This is a genomic window from Anoxybacteroides voinovskiense (genome assembly GCF_014196205.1).
GTDB lineage: Bacteria > Bacillota > Bacilli > Bacillales > Anoxybacillaceae > Anoxybacteroides > Anoxybacteroides voinovskiense.
The window spans coordinates 1-19,481 of sequence record NZ_JACIDE010000035.1 but is presented as its reverse complement, the minus strand read 5'-3'; the positions used below and the strand labels follow the sequence as shown (position 1 = coordinate 19,481).

24 protein-coding genes are annotated in these 19,481 nt (G+C 44.5%); 7 read left to right on the top strand and 17 right to left on the bottom strand.

What is annotated here, in order from left to right:
- Positions 1 to 1,069: 1,069 nt before the first annotated feature.
- The 9 genes from GGR02_RS16310 to GGR02_RS16270 all read right to left on the bottom strand — a co-directional run bounded on the left by GGR02_RS16310 (position 1,070) and on the right by GGR02_RS16270 (position 7,789).
- Positions 1,070 to 2,374, bottom strand: a complete 1,305-nt coding sequence (locus GGR02_RS16310) for an IS91 family transposase (RefSeq protein ID WP_183186018.1) — start codon at positions 2,372 to 2,374, stop codon at positions 1,070 to 1,072.
- Positions 2,375 to 2,453: 79 nt separating this feature from the next.
- Positions 2,454 to 3,350 carry a site-specific tyrosine recombinase XerD gene (xerD, locus tag GGR02_RS16305; RefSeq protein ID WP_183186017.1) on the bottom strand — a complete coding sequence of 299 codons (897 nt, stop codon included), beginning with the start codon at positions 3,348 to 3,350 and terminating at the stop codon, positions 2,454 to 2,456.
- Between the two features lie 6 nt (positions 3,351 to 3,356).
- Positions 3,357 to 3,569, bottom strand: coding sequence for a YqzK family protein (locus tag GGR02_RS16300; protein ID WP_183186016.1), 213 nt, complete (start codon positions 3,567 to 3,569; stop codon positions 3,357 to 3,359).
- Between the two features lie 240 nt (positions 3,570 to 3,809).
- The gene (locus GGR02_RS16295) at positions 3,810 to 4,343 is read right to left on the bottom strand and encodes a GNAT family N-acetyltransferase (RefSeq protein ID WP_183186015.1); all 534 of its coding nucleotides are present in this window, start codon (positions 4,341 to 4,343) and stop codon (positions 3,810 to 3,812) included.
- Positions 4,344 to 4,502 (bottom strand): hypothetical protein, encoded by a 159-nt coding sequence (locus GGR02_RS16290; RefSeq protein WP_183186014.1) that lies wholly within the window; start codon positions 4,500 to 4,502, stop codon positions 4,344 to 4,346.
- Positions 4,503 to 4,785: 283 nt separating this feature from the next.
- Positions 4,786 to 5,241, bottom strand: a complete 456-nt coding sequence (fur, locus tag GGR02_RS16285; RefSeq protein WP_183186013.1) for a ferric iron uptake transcriptional regulator — start codon at positions 5,239 to 5,241, stop codon at positions 4,786 to 4,788.
- Between the two features lie 112 nt (positions 5,242 to 5,353).
- Positions 5,354 to 5,998, bottom strand: a complete 645-nt coding sequence (spoIIM, locus tag GGR02_RS16280; RefSeq protein ID WP_183186012.1) for a stage II sporulation protein M — start codon at positions 5,996 to 5,998, stop codon at positions 5,354 to 5,356.
- 82 nt (positions 5,999 to 6,080) lie between these two features.
- Positions 6,081 to 7,241, bottom strand: a complete 1,161-nt coding sequence (locus GGR02_RS16275; RefSeq protein WP_183186011.1) for an endonuclease Q family protein — start codon at positions 7,239 to 7,241, stop codon at positions 6,081 to 6,083.
- Positions 7,238 to 7,789: an NUDIX hydrolase gene (locus tag GGR02_RS16270; RefSeq protein ID WP_183186010.1), complete on the bottom strand. Its 552-nt coding sequence runs from the start codon at positions 7,787 to 7,789 to the stop codon at positions 7,238 to 7,240. The genes GGR02_RS16275 and GGR02_RS16270 overlap by 4 nt, the downstream gene beginning before the upstream one ends.
- Before the next feature lie 88 nt (positions 7,790 to 7,877).
- Here GGR02_RS16270 and GGR02_RS16265 point away from each other — a divergent pair, with 88 nt between their 5' ends.
- Positions 7,878 to 8,798 carry an aldo/keto reductase gene (locus tag GGR02_RS16265; RefSeq protein WP_183186009.1) on the top strand — a complete coding sequence of 307 codons (921 nt, stop codon included), beginning with the start codon at positions 7,878 to 7,880 and terminating at the stop codon, positions 8,796 to 8,798.
- A 150-nt stretch (positions 8,799 to 8,948) separates the two neighbouring features.
- Here the strand turns inward: GGR02_RS16265 and GGR02_RS16260 are convergent, their stop codons facing one another.
- The 3 genes from GGR02_RS16260 to GGR02_RS16250 all read right to left on the bottom strand — a co-directional run bounded on the left by GGR02_RS16260 (position 8,949) and on the right by GGR02_RS16250 (position 9,944).
- Positions 8,949 to 9,170, bottom strand: a complete 222-nt coding sequence (locus GGR02_RS16260; RefSeq protein WP_183186008.1) for a YqkE family protein — start codon at positions 9,168 to 9,170, stop codon at positions 8,949 to 8,951.
- 212 nt (positions 9,171 to 9,382) lie between these two features.
- Entirely contained in the window at positions 9,383 to 9,622 is a 240-nt protein-coding gene (locus GGR02_RS16255; RefSeq protein ID WP_183186007.1) for a DUF2552 family protein, read from the bottom strand.
- A complete protein-coding gene (locus GGR02_RS16250; RefSeq protein ID WP_183186006.1) occupies positions 9,615 to 9,944 on the bottom strand; it encodes an iron-sulfur cluster biosynthesis family protein in 330 nt (109 codons plus the stop codon). The genes GGR02_RS16255 and GGR02_RS16250 overlap by 8 nt, the downstream gene beginning before the upstream one ends.
- Positions 9,945 to 10,023: 79 nt before the next feature.
- Here GGR02_RS16250 and GGR02_RS16245 point away from each other — a divergent pair, with 79 nt between their 5' ends.
- Positions 10,024 to 10,233 (top strand): CDGSH iron-sulfur domain-containing protein, encoded by a 210-nt coding sequence (locus GGR02_RS16245; protein WP_183186005.1) that lies wholly within the window; start codon positions 10,024 to 10,026, stop codon positions 10,231 to 10,233.
- A gap of 12 nt (positions 10,234 to 10,245) precedes the next feature.
- Complete coding sequence (locus tag GGR02_RS16240; RefSeq protein WP_183186004.1) at positions 10,246 to 10,440, top strand: YqzH family protein; 195 nt, start codon at positions 10,246 to 10,248, stop codon at positions 10,438 to 10,440.
- Positions 10,441 to 10,459: 19 nt separating this feature from the next.
- Here GGR02_RS16240 and GGR02_RS16235 read toward each other — a convergent pair whose 3' ends face one another.
- Both GGR02_RS16235 and GGR02_RS16230 read right to left on the bottom strand, forming a co-directional pair.
- Positions 10,460 to 11,251, bottom strand: a complete 792-nt coding sequence (locus GGR02_RS16235; protein WP_373286642.1) for an SDR family NAD(P)-dependent oxidoreductase — start codon at positions 11,249 to 11,251, stop codon at positions 10,460 to 10,462.
- Positions 11,242 to 12,204: an MBL fold metallo-hydrolase gene (locus tag GGR02_RS16230; protein WP_183186002.1), complete on the bottom strand. Its 963-nt coding sequence runs from the start codon at positions 12,202 to 12,204 to the stop codon at positions 11,242 to 11,244. Before GGR02_RS16230 ends, GGR02_RS16235 begins: the two co-directional genes overlap by 10 nt.
- Before the next feature lie 432 nt (positions 12,205 to 12,636).
- Between GGR02_RS16230 and proI the strand changes: the two genes are divergently transcribed.
- Both proI and namA read left to right on the top strand, forming a co-directional pair.
- Complete coding sequence (gene proI, locus GGR02_RS16225; RefSeq protein ID WP_183186001.1) at positions 12,637 to 13,470, top strand: pyrroline-5-carboxylate reductase ProI; 834 nt, start codon at positions 12,637 to 12,639, stop codon at positions 13,468 to 13,470.
- A gap of 72 nt (positions 13,471 to 13,542) precedes the next feature.
- Positions 13,543 to 14,550, top strand: coding sequence for an NADPH dehydrogenase NamA (gene namA / locus GGR02_RS16220; RefSeq protein WP_183186000.1), 1,008 nt, complete (start codon positions 13,543 to 13,545; stop codon positions 14,548 to 14,550).
- A 32-nt stretch (positions 14,551 to 14,582) separates the two neighbouring features.
- Here namA and rnz read toward each other — a convergent pair whose 3' ends face one another.
- Positions 14,583 to 15,512, bottom strand: a complete 930-nt coding sequence (gene rnz / locus GGR02_RS16215) for a ribonuclease Z (protein WP_183185999.1) — start codon at positions 15,510 to 15,512, stop codon at positions 14,583 to 14,585.
- 155 nt (positions 15,513 to 15,667) lie between these two features.
- On the opposite strand from rnz, the gene zwf reads away from it, so the two are divergent.
- Together zwf and GGR02_RS16205 are read left to right on the top strand one after the other, a co-directional pair.
- A complete protein-coding gene (gene zwf / locus GGR02_RS16210) occupies positions 15,668 to 17,155 on the top strand; it encodes a glucose-6-phosphate dehydrogenase (RefSeq protein WP_183185998.1) in 1,488 nt (495 codons plus the stop codon).
- A gap of 13 nt (positions 17,156 to 17,168) precedes the next feature.
- A complete protein-coding gene (locus GGR02_RS16205) occupies positions 17,169 to 17,780 on the top strand; it encodes a cyclase family protein (RefSeq protein ID WP_183185997.1) in 612 nt (203 codons plus the stop codon).
- A 471-nt stretch (positions 17,781 to 18,251) separates the two neighbouring features.
- Here the strand turns inward: GGR02_RS16205 and GGR02_RS16195 are convergent, their stop codons facing one another.
- The gene (locus GGR02_RS16195) at positions 18,252 to 18,941 is read right to left on the bottom strand and encodes a class I SAM-dependent methyltransferase (RefSeq protein ID WP_183185996.1); all 690 of its coding nucleotides are present in this window, start codon (positions 18,939 to 18,941) and stop codon (positions 18,252 to 18,254) included.
- Between the two features lie 333 nt (positions 18,942 to 19,274).
- Positions 19,275 to 19,427, bottom strand: a complete 153-nt coding sequence (locus tag GGR02_RS17690; RefSeq protein ID WP_260175189.1) for a hypothetical protein — start codon at positions 19,425 to 19,427, stop codon at positions 19,275 to 19,277.
- Between the last annotated feature and the right edge of the window lie 54 nt (positions 19,428 to 19,481).

Sequence of the window (19,481 nt, the reverse complement as noted above, 5' to 3'; positions counted from 1 at the left end):
GAACAATACGTCTTACAGCATCCAGATGAGGTGTTACGCCGCATCGGGTGTGCTACGTGAACCAGAGGTTAAAATTTTAATTTGGATGTATATAGTTGCCTAACGAAACAAGGGGTAGTGCTCGCCCCTTTCGCTAGAAAACATGTCCGCAGAGGCTCCGTGTCAAGCCACCAAACGGTTTTTCTGTAAACAGAAGGGAGGAAATTTGCACAATACTCCAGATTTTAGCTGGATTAACGCGCAAAAACCCGTTTGAATTTGCAAAAAAATGGCCATTTTGTTCCGAAATAACGTGCTAATTTACAAGAATTTGATTCAAAAGCATCGTTATTCTTCCTTCCGTAAATAGCCGATCTTCTTATGCCAGTCGTCACTCCACCCTCCAAAAGATCCCCCACGGGATTCACCGTTTCCTTTCTCTTAGGAGGTACTATGTTTTCTGTGTTCCTCATGACGGACTGAATGCCAAGGGCTATTTTCTCTTGATTGTTCGACCCTTCCGAATCGTTCTAGACCGATTCGTACTATGACCTCTGCTGACTTCTGATGGTTCAGCTACTTATCGCTAAGTAGGTTATGAAGGGTACTTCACGTATCCACCAGACCTCCTCGGGTAAGAGTGCAATCTTTCCTTCCATCTATCTGCTTCATTTACTCTGTATCACCTTCGGCAGAAATTGTTTTGTTCGGCGAACTCATCCAATGATACCTAGCCTTATATGAAGTTCGTGTTCCTCAGACCGGAAGTTTGCCGCCCGCTTCCTTCAGATTCCGCGTCACCGCGGACACCCTTGCGTTAAGCTAACTGCTACTTCTGCCTTCGCAGCTCGGGACTTTCACCCTAGAGATTGCACCCATGCCGAGCGCATAAGAAAAACCGGGCATAGCCCGGTCCTTTTTTGTTTAGTGAATATCCGATAACTTGTACTCTATGCCATGTACCCCTTTATAATATTCAGGGTACATTTCTCCCCCACAATGTTCACAGGAAAACATAGGGGGAGTGGTTGGGTCACCGTTATCCATTAAATCGAAATCCCTAACTACACGTAAAGGAATTTCTTCTTTTTCATGACACACTAAACAAACATAGCTGACGCTCTGTTTCTTGGACTGGTTTCGATTTACATTTTTCTTCTTTTTCTTTCCTTTTTTGCGGTGTTTGGATACCGGTGAGATCGTTCATCACCCTCTCTAAATAAGCTCTTGTTGTTCGACATAATGCCACTTTTATTTCTAATTTCCCATCTTCAAGGCAGACCTCTCCCTTGTATTCATAGTAACACTCACACTTCGGACAAACGAGAGGATCTTTTTGACCACTTGCGATTATTCTTTCACGCCACGTCTGGCGACGCAATACCTTTTTCACTTTCACTATCCAGCGTCTAGCCTTGCGTTGCCATGCACTTAATACCTTCCTGCACAATTTTTTGGTTCTTCTTGAATACATGCCGTAGTGGCGGATCGTTTTAAATTGCTCATCAGGGATATGACGAATTAAACGGGAAATAAACTCTTCCACGCTTACTGTTTCTGTTTTCTCTTTCCCGTCTGTTTTGTCTTTGTATTTAAATATCACAAACTGCCCGTCATATGCCTCGATCCGATTGATTCCAATCGCTGGTCGACGAATATAACGGCCAATGTATCGAAGTTGCTCTTTTACTTTCCCTTTCTGTTTTGGAGCATACACATAGAAGCCTTCCCCATTATTGGTGAACGCCTGTTGAAGTCTTGGCTGGATTCGTTTTTTCTCTTCCTCAGAAATTCCCTTTCTAATTAATTTTAACACCACTGTCTGCCACTGCTTTCGAAGCATCGTAAATGGCAGAAAATCGTACGCTTTCCATTCTCCTTTTTCCGTTAGTCCCCCCATAGTTACTAGCATATGTACGTGTGGGTTGAAATTCACTCTTGAACCAAACGTATGTAGTCCAGAAATGATTCCAGGAGTTACTTTGGCTTTTTTCTGAAAGAAACCCATCACTAATTTTGAAGCTGCATCCATCAAATCCTTTAATAAATGCCGATGAAGCAGGAAAACATCCCGCAATCCCTCATCAATCGTAAAAATGACATGCCTATGGTTCACTTGAAGCACGTCCTCCGTAAGTAATCGGCTCCACTCTTCACTTTCTCCCACGGAACAGGTGGTGCAGAAACGCCCTTTACAACGATAGGGAACTTTTCGGACATCATGACAACCCTCACACACGAAAAGCTTAAATCCTTTTTTGATATCCCCACAATCGCGAAATTTCTCGACCTCCTTGATGACGATTGGGCGAATTTTAGCTCCGTGCTTTTTCTTGAATGCTTCCCAATGTTGGTGTTTATCAAAGAAAATTTCTCTAAGAATGTTTTTCTCCATAAAAAGAAAATACCACAATCCAAATGACCGTGGTAGTCCAAAATTTTATACTTTCCTATCTTACCAAAAAAACCACCCGCTACGCCCGCGGGTGGTATTGTTGATACACGTCTTTTAAGCGCGTTTTCGTGACGTGTGTATAAATTTGTGTCGTCGAAATATCGGCATGTCCTAACAACTCTTGCACAGCGCGCAAATCGGCACCGTTTTCAAGCAGATGGGTCGCAAACGAATGCCGGAACGTATGCGGGGTTAGTTCTTTTTCGATGTTTGCTTCTTTCGCGAGCTTCTTTAAAATTTTCCAAAACCCTTGCCGCGTTAGTCGCTCGCCGTGATGGTTCAAAAAGAGCGCATCCGTCGCCCGTTTTTTCGGATGGATAAGTTTCGGCCTCGCTTCTTCGATGTACATTTTTAACGCCGAAAGTGCAATCCGCCCGACTGGAATGATCCGCTCTTTATTCCCTTTTCCGTAACAGCGGACAAAGCCCATCGTCAAATGGACGTCGGAAAGGTTTAAATTGACCATTTCACTGACGCGCATACCGGTCGCATACAGCAATTCGAGCATCGCCTTGTCGCGAATGCCAAACGGCGTGTTTACTTTCGGCGCATCTAACAGCGCCTCGACTTCCGCTGTCGATAACACTTTCGGCAAGCTCCGCTCCAGCTGCGGCGTTTCGATATGAACGGTCGGGTCTTTGTCCGTCACTTTTTCCCGCAATAAAAATTGGTGAAACGAACGAATGGACGCAATATGGCGCGCGATCGTTTTCGCCGAGTTTCCGCCTTCTTTTAAAAACTTTAAAAATTGCAAAATATGAAGGCGAGATACGTCATTCCATGAGTGCACTTGTTCAACGTTGATTAAATAATGCGCGTATTTTCGTAAATCGCGTTCATACGACACGATCGTATTTTTCGCCAAATTTCGCTCGACCGTTAAATAATGGAGAAAATCTTTCATTTCATCGTTCAATGTTCTCTACTCCCCATCGCGATAAAAAAGTATAAATCGTTCCAGCCAATCCGTGGATGTCGTTTCGGTTGTCGATACTTTCACCGCCGATCCTTGCGGTTCATCATAGCGATGATAGTTTTCGTACTCTCGATGGAACCATATAAGACTATAATAAAACAAAATTGTACATCCCGTAAATAAAACAAACGTTTTAATCATTTGCCACAACGTTTTCACGACATACCCTCCTAAAATAGCACTTATTATTGAGGATATGCCATCGTTTTTTCTTTTTATACGTGAAAAAACCTTTCCCGGTGGAAAAGGTTTTCAGGCACTGCTGTTGATTCTGAATCTCCTAACGTAAATTCAGACAGCCGCAAATAAGACAGCCACCATCCCAGATTTCCATTCGAGAGAAAGTTGTCTAAGTAAAAAACGACGGACAAACGAAAGAAAAGGTTCTAACTTATTCCGTCAGTTTAATTCTTCCATCAACGGCTTTGTACTTAGCGCCATTAAATAATATCGATTTATAGGACATATATATGTAAAGCCAAATTTTTCATAAAAACTCTTGGCATTTTCAGTTGCTTCAACTGTTATGAGAGAACATCCTGTTATTTCAGCAACTTTCGCACAATGATAGAGAACTGACGTCATTAAATAACTTCCAAATCCCTTGCCTCTAAACCTCTCGTCTACACCTAAATAGTGAAGACGAATAGCTGGTATTTCTTTAACACTCGAAGGTAGATATATCTCTAACATCGCTCTTTTTTGTTTTTGTATCTTAACAGTATCATTAAATAACGAATAGAACCCGATTAAATTTTGATTGTCGTCAAAAAATAGTCGGGTTCTAACTAAATTCCTCTTCATTAAGTTATATGCGTCTTCTTTTAGGAAATTCTCCACTATCTGTTCGTCTGTACATCGAAATTCCTGCAATTTTAACAGATGTTCATCAGACAAGTATACTTCTCTAATATTTTCTAGCGACTCAAACATTTACTTCCCCCGATGTTTTTGCTGATAGGCTTTAAACATCTCTTTCACATACTCACTAGGCTTAGCAGGATTTCGAATGATTTCCGCGAACTTTTCAAGCTCTTTATCCGTTCCAAACACAATTTCAGTGGATTTTATCGGCTTTGCGCTTGTAATCATATTCTCTCCCTCCTTCACGGACAAACACCTCCTAGAAATACCTTATATCCTCTAGGATATACTGTCCTTATCCTAAATATATCCTATTCCGATATGCTCTTCAATATCATATCCAACATTCATTCATCAAATATCGACAACGTTACCATAGAACCGTGAGCTTATGAAAGTGCTCTTGCATGGGGATGCTCATCGTAAATGTTGGAATGCACTTTGGTTTACGAAGATCCGCAAGCAAGAGCTACTTTATGCTGGCTTAAGTTTATCTAATGCCACGACCTTTTTATTCTTCTTGTTGATCTTTTTGTTGGCATCGATAGCAAATGCCATGAAACGTTAACCGATGGTCTTTAATTTTAAATTTCCAATCTCGCTCGACAATTGCTTCTACGTCCTCTAATAAATCTTCTTGAATCTCCGCTACCGATCCGCATTCGATACATACTAAATGATGGTGAAAATGAGCCGCACCTTCTTGGCGAAGATCATACCGTGATACACCATCGCCAAAGTTAATCTTATCGACGATTTTCAACTCGGTTAATAGCTCTAACGTCCGATATACCGTCGCTAATCCGATTTCTGGAGATTTTTCTTTAACGAGGAGGTAGACATCTTCTGCACTCAAGTGGTCTTCTTCATGTTCTAAAAGAACCCGCACTGTCGCCTCGCGCTGTGGTGTCAATTTGTATCCGGCGGTATGCAACAATTTTTTGATTCGTTCAATTCGATCTTCCATTTCTTTTCCCTCCCTCGTCGTTCATTTATCATTATACAAAAGAACGGAGGAAGTATCAAAGTAAAATTATTATCATCAAATAAATAAAACCGTTATTAAGTGATAATAATTATCACTTGTTTATTAATTCGATGACTTGCTTCATCACGATCGGCGAAACGTACGCTTCAATTGCAGCGGAAAGAAGCAATGCCGCGCTAATCGCGACCATGACAAACGCATAGCGCATAATCATCGGAAAAATCGGTTCATGCATCCGTTTCATAAATTGGTTGCGCACCATTTTTAACGAAAAAGAAAGCGCAATCGTCCCCATCATAATAAACGCTGGAATGACGATCACATTTTGCGGCATCACCGAAACGAACGATAATAAAAATCCTTGCCAGCCCATTTGGTTGACAAGAAACCCGACCGTAAATCCGACGACGACCCCTTTTAAAAATAAAAGCACTAAAATGAGCGGCAAGCCGATAATTGAAATGCCGAGCACCCACATAAAGCCAATATATTGCAAATTGTGAAAGTAGCTTTGTTGAAACATGTCATACTCACTAGCAAACTGCCCTTTCGCTACTTGTCCAAAAAATTGCGTTAAATAATAATATAAATCTTGTTTTTGGCTTAAATTTAAACTATTCACAACGATCGCCCCGAAAATAACGCCCATTAAAAACAAGACAATGGTAAACAAATACATCGAAGCATGTTCCCGAACGTGCATGAGAACGGCGGATTTCAACGGCTGCTTCCTCATCTTCTCTTCCTCCTACTTTCGCTCTTACTAGATTGTATGAAAAAAGCGCACGTCTATGACGAAAGAAAAGAAAAAATCGCCCTTATATGAGAGCGATTTTTCCATATTGGCCGCCACCGCCTGCGGCGATGGCAAGCTGGCCGCTTCTAGCAAGCACAATCGTTGCCGCTAATTTTTCCCCGACGACATCGATAAGTTGTTGGGCGGTCGCCTGATGAAGCACATGCATTTCTGTACCGAAATGTGCTAACAATTTTTTGTACGTCTTTTCTCCAAGCCCTGGGATAAATTCTAATGGTACTTGATATATATACGGCGGTCGCTTTGGTGGCACACCGTTCGTTTTTAGCTCTTGAATGCGTTCAAATACTCCTTTGATATATCGGCGATATCCGCACGATAAGCAGTGGTCGCTTTCTTTCATCGGCGTAAAGCATCGTGCGCATACCGTTTGATAGTATTTCCCAAGCTTCGGATGGAGCCCATAGTTGGCAACGATTGTCCTTCCGTCTTCCATCCTTACCGCTTGTTTCACTTCGGCAAACGTCGGCTGCTGAAGGCGCATCTGTTGATATTCGCGGGCAATTTTTCTAAGCGAATGCGCATCAGAATTGGACAAATACACATAGCGGTGCAGTTCAGCGAGCTGATCCGCCATTTCAGAATCCGCGCTTAAGCCAAGTTCAATCGCATCGATCCAATCAGGGTGAAACACTTCCGTTAAACTTTTCTTTACCCCTTTGCCATACAAACTTTTAAACGGCGTAAACGCATGGGCAGGAATAAATAGCCCATCGAGCTCCTTTGTCTTTTCTTGCAGCGTTCGCCCTGTTTCGTATAGGCGCTGGGAACTAAGCGACACGTTTTTCATTCGCCCTTTGAGCCAATGGGAAAACTTTCGCATCGCGGCAATCGTAGGCAAAAAAACAAGCACATGAATTGGACCGTGGCAATGGTTATCGTAAACTTCGATTTCGCTTCCTAATAAAAGCGTGACGTTTCCGGCCTGCACGCCACCTTCTTTCTGTTCGCTCCAGCCGTTTGCTTCCACTTCCCGCTCCAATTCATCAAGCACTTCTGGAACGTGGCTATCGACAATCCCGACGATATGCAGCCCTTTCACCCGTTCTGCCTCATGCAAAATATTCGCTAACGTTAACGTTTTTGCTCCCGTCACCTTTACTGGTTTCCCGGAAGCGGTTCGGCCGATATGAATGTGCAAATCGACGTAATAGTCGTTCATTTTTTTAACGCCCGCGCAAGCTGCAAATATTGTAAAGCATAGGCAGTTTTCGCATCGTAAATTTCTTTCGTTTCGAGCATAGCTACCGCCTCCTCTAACGTCACTTCCAATAAATCGACAAATTCATCGTCATCAAGCCCCGCCGCTTCTTCTAGTTTCACAAGCCCTTCGGCGACATATAGATGAATGAGTTCGTCCGCAAATCCTGGGGACGTGTAAAAAGAAATGAGATGGCGCATCGATTGAGCCGAATAGCCCGTTTCTTCTTCTAATTCACGTCGAGCTGTCACGAGCGGTTCTTCTCCTTTTTCTAGCTTTCCCGCTGGAATTTCGACTAATACACGCTCTAACGCTTTCCGGTATTGCCGAACAAGCACTAATTTCCCTTCGTTTGTCAACGGGAGAATCGCCACCGCTCCTGGGTGTTTGACGATTTCCCGCTTGCTTGTGTTTCCGTTTGGCAATTGCACGTCCTCGACATATACTTGAATGACTTTGCCGCTAAAAATTTTCTCTTGGCGAATCGTTTTTTCGATTAAATGATCCATTCGCTTTCGCTCCCGTCTGATCGTTTTCGTTTTCATTGTACTACATTTCGGTGTAAAATGGAGAAAATTAGTGATTGGAGGAGAAAGGATGAACAAACGGCGCATCGGCACATCGGATTTATATGTGAGCGAAATCGGGCTTGGCTGCATGTCGCTCGGTACAGAGGAGAAAAAGGCCATTCGCATCATTCATGAAGCGCTTGAGCGCGGCATTAACTATTTAGACACCGCAGACTTGTACGACCGCGGCTTAAATGAGCAGTTTATCGGCAAAGCGCTGAAAGGAAAGCGGGAACAAGTCGTACTCGCAACAAAAGTCGGCAATCGTTGGGAAGAAGGAAAAGACGGCTGGTATTGGGACCCGTCCAAAGCTTATATAAAACGAGCCGTAAAAGAAAGCTTGCGACGCTTGCAAACCGACTACATCGATTTATACCAATTGCACGGCGGTACCATCGACGATCCGATCGATGAAACGATCGAAGCGTTTGAGGAGCTAAAACAAGAAGGGGTTATTCGCTACTACGGCATTTCCTCGATTCGCCCAAATGTCATTCGCGAATATGTAAAACGTTCGAACATCGTTAGTGTCATGATGCAATATAGTTTGCTCGACCGCCGTCCGGAAGAGCTTTTTCCACTATTAAAAGCGCACCATATTAGCGTCATCGCCCGCGGGCCAGTGGCGAAAGGGCTATTAACCGACCGCCCGCTGGAAGCGGCAAGCGAGGCAGTGAAAACGAGCGGCTATCTTGATTATACATATGAAGAGTTGAAAAGCCTCCTACCTGCATTAAAAGCAAACACAACGGCGCACCGTTCGTTTACCGCGACCGCTTTGCAATTTTGTTTATACGATCCCGTTGTCGCCGCTGTCATTCCTGGCTCGAGCAGCCTCGAACAGCTGACGGGCAACATTGCTGCTGCTTCGATGCCTACATTGACGAACGAAGAATACGAATGGCTAAAACAACAGACGAAAGCGTCTATTTATGAAACGCACCGTTAAGAAAAGCGCAAAGCGCCCGCCTATCGGCGAAGGTCGCATAAGCCCCACCGAGGAGGGAACGCCTCACACCGATGGCGCTTGGAGCTAGACAGCTCTCCACCTAATCATAAAATTTTCTTACCTTTTAAAAAAGCCCTGAACACGCAGGGCTTATTCCTTAAATTTCCGCCAATCTAACTGGCTTTCATTGAGCAGCTCTTCAAACGTTTTATTTTTTTCGCGCTGCCGCTGTTCTTCTCGTTTGCGCGCTTCTTCTTCCGCTTTTTTTCTTTTTTCTTCCGCTTCCAACGCGCTCTTTTTCTCGCGCAGCTTTGCGTATACATCGGTGTCAAGGTAGTCTTTTACCGTGATTTTTTCTTCTTGCTTTTTCATTCCAATCCCTCCGCATAAAAATAGCCTTCTTTTTTCAAAATAAGAAAGTACATACTAACGAAAGGAGAAGCGTTCTATGGCCAATCGTGCACAAAAAGGGAAGCCGTCCGCAGATACGGTCAAACCGACGATCGCGAAAGAAGAATTAGAAAAAGCGACCCATCCGACCAAACGGCAAAATTCCCCACAATGATAAGGAGGCGCCCGCCTCCTTATAAAATCTCGGTAATGTTCGGCATATGCTCTTTTATCCAATGAATCGCTTCATCGAGCGTCGCAAATTCGGTCGTCGTAAACGTCATTTCATCTTGCAGCAGCCAAACGTCTTTCGGTTCTTGATAAATGCCGGCAATCGACCAATGCAATAAACTATACGGGTCATTTTCATGCATAAACGATACCCATGTTTTTTGTTTCGCAATATTGGCAAGTTGCTTTAGTTTGTCATTCATGATGTTCACTCACTTTCATAAGCGACATGCGCGGATTTAATATTTGATTCGGGCTTTTCAACAGAAAACACCCTGCTCCTTCCACCGCATCAATGACCATGTTGTCATCGTAAAAAACAAGACGCGATTTTTCCAAAAGCACTGGAACATAGTTCGTTTCGACAACCACATCGTCTTCCTCTGCTTGATCGACAAGCCATAACGCCGTTACCCCATCGACAAGACAACCGCAGCCGTCTGTATCATATTTTAACTTTAGCTGCTTGTTCGCTATATTTGGCGAAAGAAGTTGCATCGCTCGCTCAGTAAAGGTAATATTCATAGTGATCGCCCTTTTCGCAAATTTTACATACGCTATTTATAGTAGCAAAAATGACTACGCAAATAAAGGAGGAACACATATGGCAAAAGTACAAATTAAAGTCAATGACAACGGCTCGTTTCGCGTAACGGGGGAAGTTGAACTGATCGACGCGGAAGGCAACAAATTCGAAACAAAAGAAACGTTTTCGCTCTGTCGCTGCGGCATGTCGCAAAATATGCCGTTCTGTGACGGATCGCATAAAGGAAAGTTTCAATCGGTCGTCCGTGCTACTCCATCCCAATCGTAGGAAGTGAATCGTTTGGATGAAAAGTGGCTAAAAAAGCTCGTACAAAACTGCCTGCGCCAATACGGGCGCGACATAGAAGCGTTTCCGCTCACCGATTCGGAGTGGGCGGATTTATATCAAAACATCATGCTAGAAAACGAAACACATCCCGAGATGAATGTATACGAAATCGTCCACGATGTCGTGTATGAGTACATGACAAAATAACCCTCTGCGTACAGGAGGGTTATTTTTTAAAAAACGCATTTTTTCCAATCGCTTCAACGAACGACGGAAACAGCTGATACAGCTTACTTCCAACATTCATCCAGCGCGGCATGTTCACTTCCCTTGTTGGGGTCATCATCGCATCGACGACGCGGCGAGCCACGTCATCTGCTTGAAGCATCCAGCGCTTGACGTTTTTTACGTAATCGCCCGTTGCATCCGCAACAGAAAAAAAGTTTGTTTCGATCGGCCCAGGGTTGACGGCGGTCACAAATATCCCGTATTGTGCGGCTTCCATGCGCAAGCTGTTCGTAAACCCAAGCACCGCATGCTTTGTCGCCGCATAGACGCTTGACTTTGGCGTCGCAATTTTTCCTGCTTGCGAAGCGACATTGATAATATGCCCTTTGCGTCGCGCCATCATCTGCTCGTATACCATTTTCGTACAAGCAATTAACCCGCAGACGTTGACAGCAAACATCGCTTCCGTTTCTTGTAAATCAATGTCTTCGACGTAACGAAACACGCCAAACCCGGCATTGTTGACAAGCACGTCAATCTCTATCGCTTGCAACAGCTGTTGAAACACTGTTTGGACCGCAGCGATGTCGCTGACGTCCAGCCGTTCATAGCGACATGGGACGCCGTATGTCGCTTTTATCTTTTCTGAAATCCGCGCTAAATTTTCTTCATTGCGCGCAAGCAATACCGGAATGCCGCCTCGCTTCGCCACTTCATACGCCATCCGCTCGCCAAGCCCACCGGAAGCACCGGTAATAACGACATGTTTTCCTGCCAAGCTCATCGCAATCCCACCGCCTCATACACATACGCATCGTTTTCTTTTCGTTTCATTATCGCCCCGATATGTTCTAAATAATCCAGCTGTCCGATTGTTTCGGACATCGTCAGCAAAAATTCCCGCTCATACACGGTTGGAAAAAGCTGTCGGCATACATCGAAGGCAGTCATTGGACCTTGCGTTAACATCTCTAATACTTGTTCTGCGCGCTCATGTTGTTTTTTCAGCCGCTTTTCCACTAGCTCTGGCACGTCGATGACATCTTCGCCGTGCCCTGTTTTTATTTTCGCAATGTCATAGTGAAGCAGTTTTTTTAATGAATCATTATATTGCAAAAGCGGTTTCGGACGTTCCCATGTTCCGATTTCTGGCGGCTCTAACAGCGGATTCGAGGAAACTTTCGCTAATAAATGGTCGCCGCCAATCATCAGCCCGTCTTTTTCCCGATACAGCACGATATGGCTTTGCGCATGCCCTGGCGTTTCAATGACCGTCCAACCTTCCATGCCGTTAATTCGGTCGCCTTCGGAAATCGCTGTGGTGAGCGAGCGCTCGCACGAATAACGAAGCGAACGGCGAAATTTCGGCAGCTGCGGCAAAAACGCAGCATCAATGCCACACTCGACTAAAAATTGTTCAAAATAGTGCTGATGCCATGCTAAAAACTCTTGGGCTTTCTCAATCCACGGCTTCGCTTTCGGATGGGCGATGACCGGAATCGAGTCCGGCAAATAATCAAGCAAGCCGACATGGTCAGGATGGTGATGCGTCAAGACAACTTGCTCGATATCGCTCGGTTCATAGCCTATTTCTCGCAATTGATGTTGAAACGCTTGCCACGCATCTTCCGTTTTCACCCCGGCATCGATTAATGTTAACCGATCGCCTTTGACAATATACATATTGACATCCCCGACGGGAAACGGCGTCGGGACGACAATGCGATACACCTCTTTTTCCATCAACATTCCCCTTATCATTATATTATAATAATTTATGAATTGTCATGTTATTAAACAGTTTACACCGTTTTTCGTCATTTGTCATTTCTTTCTCATTATTCGCGAAAAAATTCAGAAAATAAATCGATTTTCCCTATTGACAACAAGCTTGTTTTCCATGCATAATTGCAAACAAAACAAGGCGATGATTGGGACTAGTAAATGGAAAACGGCAAAAGAGAGTGAAACCCACCGGCTGAAAGGTTTCATTGCCCTCTTTCCCATTGAACCTACCCAGGAGCTGTTAGGCAAACCTAACCGTCTAGCCGACGATACCGGCTGCGAGGTGGGCACACTTGTGCCAACAAAGGTGGTACCGCGGAAACAAAGACCTTTCCGTCCTTTTTGAAGGGGCGAAAGGTCTTTTTTATTTTGAGATGAGGAGGAGAAAAGATGAGCAAAGAAACAACGATTACGTTTCTTGGGGCAGGATCGATGGCAGAAGCGCTTATTTCTGGGGTGGCAAAAACGTTATACGAGCCAAGTCAAATGATTGTTACCAATCGTTCAAACGTCGAACGTCTTCACTATTTGCAGCAAACATACGGGGTGCGAACAGAAACTAATAAAGAAAAAGCGGTGAAAGAAGCGGATATTATCGTTTTGGCCATGAAACCGAAAGACGTCGCCGAAAGCCTTACGCCAATTGCGCACGCCTTTTGCGAACAACAGCTCATTATTTCTTTACTTGCTGGGGTGACGACCGATACGATTACATCGCTGATCGGAAAACAAATTCCTGTCATTCGCGCCATGCCAAATACATCGGCCGCCATTCGAAAATCAGCGACTGCCCTTTCATCCGGTCGCTATGCGACAGAGGCCGATTTAGCGGTCGCAAAAACGCTATTTGAAACGGTCGGGATTGTCACCGTCGTGGAAGAACAACATTTGCATGCCGTAACAGGGCTGTCCGGGAGTGGACCAGCGTACGTTTATTATTTAGTCGAAGCGATGGAAAAAGCAGCAGATGAAATCGGGCTTGAGCGCGATATTGCCAAAGAACTTATTTTACAGACGATTATCGGCGCGGCTCATATGCTAAAAACAACGAATAAACATCCGTCCGTGCTGCGAAAAGAAGTCACAAGCCCAGGCGGAACGACGGAAGCAGGGATTGGCGTGCTTGAGCGCTATCGCTACCAAGAGGCGATGGTTGCCTGCATTAAACGAGCGACGGAACGGTCCAAAGAGCTTGGGGAAGCACTCCTTTCCTCCGTCCAGTAGTGCAAGTTGTTTTTCTTTTCCAATAGTGCGTGGTATCATTTTTTATGGAAGATACTACGGGAGGGATTTAATATGTTATTTTCACCATATACCATTCGAGATGTTACCTTTAAAAACCGCATTGTTATGTCGCCGATGTGTATGTATGCGTGTGATCGCGAAGACGGAACGGTGCACAACTGGCATCTCGTTCATTATGCAACGCGCGCGGTCGGGCAAGTCGGGCTCATTATCGTCGAAGCGACGGCAGTAACGCCACAAGGAAGAATTTCTGCCCGTGATTTAGGCATTTGGAGCGATGAACATATCAGTGGGTTGCAGACGCTCACCACGCTCGTTCATGAACAAGGCGCAAAAATCGGCATTCAGCTTGCCCATGCCGGACGAAAAGCAATGGTTGAAGGAGAAATCATCGCGCCATCGCCACTTCCGTTTGATGAAACGATGCGCACGCCAAAAGAGATGACAAAAACGGACATCGAAGAAACGATTCAAGCGTTTCAAAACGGCGCGCTTCGTGCCAAAAAAGCCGGCTTTGACGTTATTGAGATTCACGCGGCGCACGGTTATTTAATTAACGAGTTTTTATCGCCGCTCACAAACAAACGAACAGACGAATACGGCGGCACGTTTGAAAATCGCTACCGCTTTTTAAGCGAAGTGATTGAGGCAGTGAAAAAAGTGTGGGACGGACCGCTGTTTGTTCGCATTTCTGCTTCTGACTATCACCCAGACGGTTTAACGGTGAACGACTACGTCGAATACGCGAAACGCATGAAAACGCAAGGCGTTGATTTGATCGACGTTAGTTCTGGTGCCGTCGTTCCAGCGAAAATTGACGTATACCCAGGCTATCAAGTGCCGTTTGCTGAAACGATTCGCCATGGCGCAGACATCGCTACAGGCGCTGTCGGACTGATCACATCCGGGCGGCAAGCGGAAGAAATTTTGCGCAACGGCCGCGCCGACTTGATTTTCATCGGCCGCGAACTTCTTCGCAACCCATATTGGCCAAAAACAGCTTCAAGCGAACTCGGTATATCACTTGAAGCGCCGAAGCCATACGTGCGGGGATGGTAATTTAATAAGCTGACCAGCCCATACTGGTCAGCTTACTTTTCGTTTCTTGCCACCGGAAATGACATAAAATCAGACGCAATCGCTACATTCGGGAAAATCGTCTTTGCCTCTTCGACGAGTTGGTCACACATCTCCCCTTGATAACGCGAGCTAATGTGCGTCAGAATGAGCTGCTTCACCCTAGCCCGCTTCGCCACTTCCGCCGCCTGCACCGTTGTCGAATGATAGTAATCGTGCGCTAAATGGGCTTCGTTTGCACTGAACGTCGCTTCATGCACAAGCACATCCACTTCTTCCGCAAGTTCTATGCTCGCGTCGCAATAACGCGTATCCCCTAAAACCGCTAGCTTTCTTCCTTTTTTCGCGGGACCGACAAACTCACGGCCATCAATCACCATGCCATCGTCTAATATGACCGTTTCCCCTTGTTTAATTTTTTGGTAAACCGGCCCTGGGCGAACGCCAAGTGCGCGCAGCTTGTCCACTAACAGCGTCCCAGGCAAATCTTTCTCGACGATGCGAAATCCATACGAAGGCATCCCGTGCTCTAACCGTTTCGCAGTGACGAGAAATTGTTCATCTTCATATACTGTTCCTTCAGCTATTTCCACGATGTGTAGTCCATATTTCACGTGCGTTCCACTGACAGAAAGCGCCGTTTCAATAAATGCGCGAATGCCTGCTGGTCCGTATACGGTAAGCGGTGTATCGCCTCCTTGAAACGAGCGGCTGCCAAGCAGTCCAGGCAACCCAAAAATATGATCGCCGTGTAAATGGGTAATAAAAATTTTTTCGATTCGCCCTGGGCGGACAGACGTATGTAAAATTTGATGTTGCGTTGCCTCCCCGCAATCAAACAGCCATGTCGTTCCGCGCTCTTCGAGTAGCTGCAACGCGATGGCGGAAACGTTTCGCCCTTTTGACGGAACGCCCGAGCCCGTTCCTAAAAACAACAGTTCCAACTCGTTCACCTCTTCCGGCTTTTTCTGATGTTAAGCGTATCAATGTTTTGCAAGCAATTCAACACTGTTTCGTGTGAAAATGTTTGCTTTCATGAAAATAAATATCTACAATTAAATACTTGAAGAGATTATTTTTATGAAGCGAGGTACATATCGTGAACAACGTGAATCCAAAGTCACTGATCGTTATTTTTGGCGCAACGGGGGACTTGGCCAAACGCAAACTATTTCCTTCCATTTACCGACTCTATCAAAAACAAAAGCTATCGGACGAATTTGCGATAGTTGGCGTAGCACGGCGTCCGCTTTCAACCTACGAATTTCGCCGCTACGTAACCGAATCGATTGAAGAAGCAACGAAACAGGAGCTTATCGATGAATCGTTCGTTTCCCATTTTTATTACCATTCGCTCGATGTCACGAGCACAGCGTCCTATCAAGCGCTGAAAACGTTGCTTGAACAGTTGGAAGAAACATACCACCTTCCAGGTAACCGCATTTTTTACTTAGCGATGGCACCAGAATTTTTCGGGACGATTACGTCGCATTTAAAATCCGAAGGGCTAACGGCAACGCCCGGCTGGAAACGGCTTGTGATTGAAAAACCGTTCGGGCACGATTTGCCAAGCGCACAAAAATTAAATAAAGAAATTCGCCAAGCATTTTCTGAAAAAGAAATTTTCCGGATCGACCATTATCTTGGCAAAGAAATGGTGCAAAATATCGAAGTCATTCGCTTTGCGAACGCGATTTTTGAACCGCTTTGGAATAACCGCTTTATTGCCAATATTCAAATTACATCGAGCGAAACGCTTGGAGTGGAAGACCGCGGTCGCTACTACGACCATTCTGGCGCGTTGCGCGATATGGTGCAAAACCATATGCTGCAAATGGTCGCGCTTTTGGCAATGGAACCACCGATTAAGTTGACGACAGATGACATTCGCAGTGAAAAAGTGAAAGTGTTGCGGGCGCTTCGTCCGATGACACATGATGACGTCGATAACTATTTCGTGCGCGGGCAATACGGACGCGGGTTTATTCGCGGGCAAGAAGTCGTTGGGTACCGCGAAGAAAATAACGTCGACCCAAACTCCAATACCGAAACGTTTGTTGCAGGGAAATTAATGATTGACAACTTCCGCTGGGCAGGCGTGCCGTTTTACATACGTACAGGGAAACGGATGACGGAAAAATCGACGAAAATCGTCGTACAGTTTAAAGACATTCCGATGAACTTATACTATCGTACAAGCGAACACGTTCATCCGAATTTGCTCGTCATCCATATTCAACCCGATGAAGGGATTACCCTTCACTTAAACGCGAAAAAAAGCGGCGAAAGTATGAAAACGACGCCGATTAAACTCGACTACTGCAACAATTGCATCGACGGCCTTAATACGCCGGAAGCGTATGAGAAATTGCTATATGACTGCATGCGTGGCGATGCGACAAACTTTACGCATTGGGATGAAGTCGCTGCGTCATGGAGCTTTGTCGACAAGATTTCCGAAGTATGGGCAAACACGAAAGCCGCCGACTTCCCGAACTATGAAGCAGGCTCGATGGGACCGAAACAGGCAGATGAACTATTGCAAAAAGACGGTTTCCATTGGTGGCCATTAAATGGAACCATGTGAGGAGGAAACAAACATGAAACTATACGATGTCACCGCCCCAATTTTTGAAGGGATGCCGGTGTATAAAAATAAGCCGGAAAAACAACCGAAGCTAATGACCGTCACGAACGATTACGTCACCGAATCGCGCATTGATATGGATGTGCATACCGGCACACATATTGACGCACCACTCCATATGGTGAAAGGCGGAGAAACGTTTGAAACGATTCCGCTTGAAAAACTTGTCGGCTACTGCAAAGTATTAGACGTGACAAACGTTGATGATCGCATTACAAAAGAAGATCTCATTCATTTTGATATTCAAGAAAACGATTTTATCTTATTCAAAACGAAAAACTCGTTCGACGACGCTTTTAACTTTGAATTTATTTACGTTGCCGAAGATGCCGCGGTATACTTAGCGGAAAAACGCATTCGCGGCGTCGGCATTGACGCGCTCGGCGTCGAACGCAACCAAGCGGGACACCCAACGCATAAAACGCTGTTCGGCCATGGCATTATCGTCATCGAAGGACTTCGGCTAAAAGACGTTCCAGCAGGCGAATATTGGATGGTCGCCGCTCCGCTTAAACTCGTCGGCACCGACGCCGCCCCAGCGCGTGTATTATTATTTGAACAATAAACAATCCCCCTCGTGGTGAGGGGGATTTTATAAATTTTCTTAAAATCCCCCTAGAGCTATTTACCTTAGGTGGTGTTCATTTATTTCAACCATTCGGTATGGAAGATGCCTTCTTTGTCGATGCGCTCGTATGTGTGGGCGCCATGCTAATTTAATGGCGCATGTTGTTTTTTATTTCATTTAGGAGCTTAATTATTTCCTCATTTTGTTGTGTAATTCTTTTTAAATCTTTTGCTATAAATGGGAAATAATAAATCACGAAAACGAAGACACCGATGATTGGTAATATACTGAAAACTACCTCTAACAAATTACATTACCCCTTTTTGAAAGAGTGACAGACACTCGATAAAATCCGATGGGCTTCTTTCTCCACTGCGCATTTCGTTCGTAATAACCGTGACTGCAAAAAAGGTGTTTTACTCGGAAATAAAATGATAATTTACACTTTACTTCACTTTCACTTGACGGCTACAGTTTTTTCCTTCCCACTATAATAAGAAGATGATGTTCATGCTCAGTTGATTCCCCTGGATGAGACTCTAGATAGGAGAAAGGTTTCACTTCTTCCATATCAAATCCATCAAACTCAGCCAAATGGTCGTTAGAGAGGAAATAAACTGGACGGTAGGGGCGATGCGGTCGTTCGAACATGTTCTTTTCAATTTCCACTCCGATACCAAATTCAGCATCATGTACCGACAAATCCGACAAAAATAAGATTCCATTATCTTTTAGAACTTGATGACACTCTTCCATCATTTTTTTCCGGTCTTCGTAACGAAACTGATGAAAAACCTTATGTGAAAAAACTGCATCGTACCCATCATGAGGATGTTTCATATCCAAAACACTGTCTACATAAAAGTCGATCGTTAAATTTTTTTCTTGGCTCCAATGTTTCGCTAACTTTATCCCTTCCTCGGAAAGGTCGATGCCCGTCACCTTGAAACCTTTTTCATGGAAATAAACGCATTCTCTTCCATACCCACATCCAGCAACCAATATATTTTTACATCCTTTTTCCGCAAACAACTGTGCCGCCATTTTAGCTGTAGGTCCCGGCTCATCTCCCCATACAAATCCAAATCGTTTGTATCTGTTTTCTTGCCACTTTTTACTCTCGGAAGGTTGCAAGTTCCAATAATTGTTCAAGTCCATTAAACCTTCACCTCTTTCTCAGAATACGCAAAAACAATTCTTGTGTAGTGGCGTTCATTTACGGTTCTCATTTCCTCTGAAACATTGCTCATTCCCCCTTTTTCTAAATAATAACATAGAAAAATCAAATATTTCCATCATGTACAAGCAGCAGTAGAAAATTTGCTTCATTTATATATAGGTAAAGCAGGGATATCATGGGGCGCGAGCATGATTTGCTTATTAATCAGGATTGCGAACCTAGCAAACAAGACAAAAAAATAAGATATGCTATTTCTAAAAGATTCAAAGACTAAAACCCCACCTAGAGCCACTTGCCCTAGGGGGGTTCGTTTATTTTAACCATTCCGTATGGAAAATGCCTTCTTTGTCGATGCGTTCGTATGTGTGGGCGCCGAAATAGTCGCGCTGTGCTTGGATTAGTACTGTCCTTGAAGTGATTCCAACTAGGTTATCAATTTTATTAAAATCATAAAATAACGACAAAGATTTTAATAAAATTGTTTATCAGTCCATGTAGATTAAGCGACATGTACTCTG

Bases quoted from the DNA above. Each gene is read 5' to 3' on its own strand.
- proI (WP_183186001.1), top strand. From the start codon at position 12,637: ATGAGCAAAGAAACAACGATTACGTTTCTTGGGGCAGGATCGATGGCA.
- GGR02_RS16290 (WP_183186014.1), bottom strand. From the start codon at position 4,502: ATGATTACAAGCGCAAAGCCGATAAAATCCACTGAAATTGTGTTTGGA.
- GGR02_RS16245 (WP_183186005.1), top strand. From the start codon at position 10,024: ATGGCAAAAGTACAAATTAAAGTCAATGACAACGGCTCGTTTCGCGTA.
- GGR02_RS16250 (WP_183186006.1), bottom strand. From the start codon at position 9,944: ATGAATATTACCTTTACTGAGCGAGCGATGCAACTTCTTTCGCCAAAT.
- GGR02_RS16265 (WP_183186009.1), top strand. From the start codon at position 7,878: ATGAACAAACGGCGCATCGGCACATCGGATTTATATGTGAGCGAAATC.
- GGR02_RS16255 (WP_183186007.1), bottom strand. From the start codon at position 9,622: ATGAATGACAAACTAAAGCAACTTGCCAATATTGCGAAACAAAAAACA.
- GGR02_RS16270 (WP_183186010.1), bottom strand. From the start codon at position 7,789: ATGGATCATTTAATCGAAAAAACGATTCGCCAAGAGAAAATTTTTAGC.
- GGR02_RS16295 (WP_183186015.1), bottom strand. From the start codon at position 4,343: ATGTTTGAGTCGCTAGAAAATATTAGAGAAGTATACTTGTCTGATGAA.
- GGR02_RS16275 (WP_183186011.1), bottom strand. From the start codon at position 7,241: ATGAACGACTATTACGTCGATTTGCACATTCATATCGGCCGAACCGCT.
- GGR02_RS16230 (WP_183186002.1), bottom strand. From the start codon at position 12,204: ATGGAAAAAGAGGTGTATCGCATTGTCGTCCCGACGCCGTTTCCCGTC.
- GGR02_RS16195 (WP_183185996.1), bottom strand. From the start codon at position 18,941: ATGGACTTGAACAATTATTGGAACTTGCAACCTTCCGAGAGTAAAAAG.
- GGR02_RS16310 (WP_183186018.1), bottom strand. From the start codon at position 2,374: ATGGAGAAAAACATTCTTAGAGAAATTTTCTTTGATAAACACCAACAT.
- GGR02_RS16205 (WP_183185997.1), top strand. From the start codon at position 17,169: ATGAAACTATACGATGTCACCGCCCCAATTTTTGAAGGGATGCCGGTG.
- fur (WP_183186013.1), bottom strand. From the start codon at position 5,241: ATGGAAGATCGAATTGAACGAATCAAAAAATTGTTGCATACCGCCGGA.
- namA (WP_183186000.1), top strand. From the start codon at position 13,543: ATGTTATTTTCACCATATACCATTCGAGATGTTACCTTTAAAAACCGC.
- spoIIM (WP_183186012.1), bottom strand. From the start codon at position 5,998: ATGAGGAAGCAGCCGTTGAAATCCGCCGTTCTCATGCACGTTCGGGAA.
- GGR02_RS16260 (WP_183186008.1), bottom strand. From the start codon at position 9,170: ATGAAAAAGCAAGAAGAAAAAATCACGGTAAAAGACTACCTTGACACC.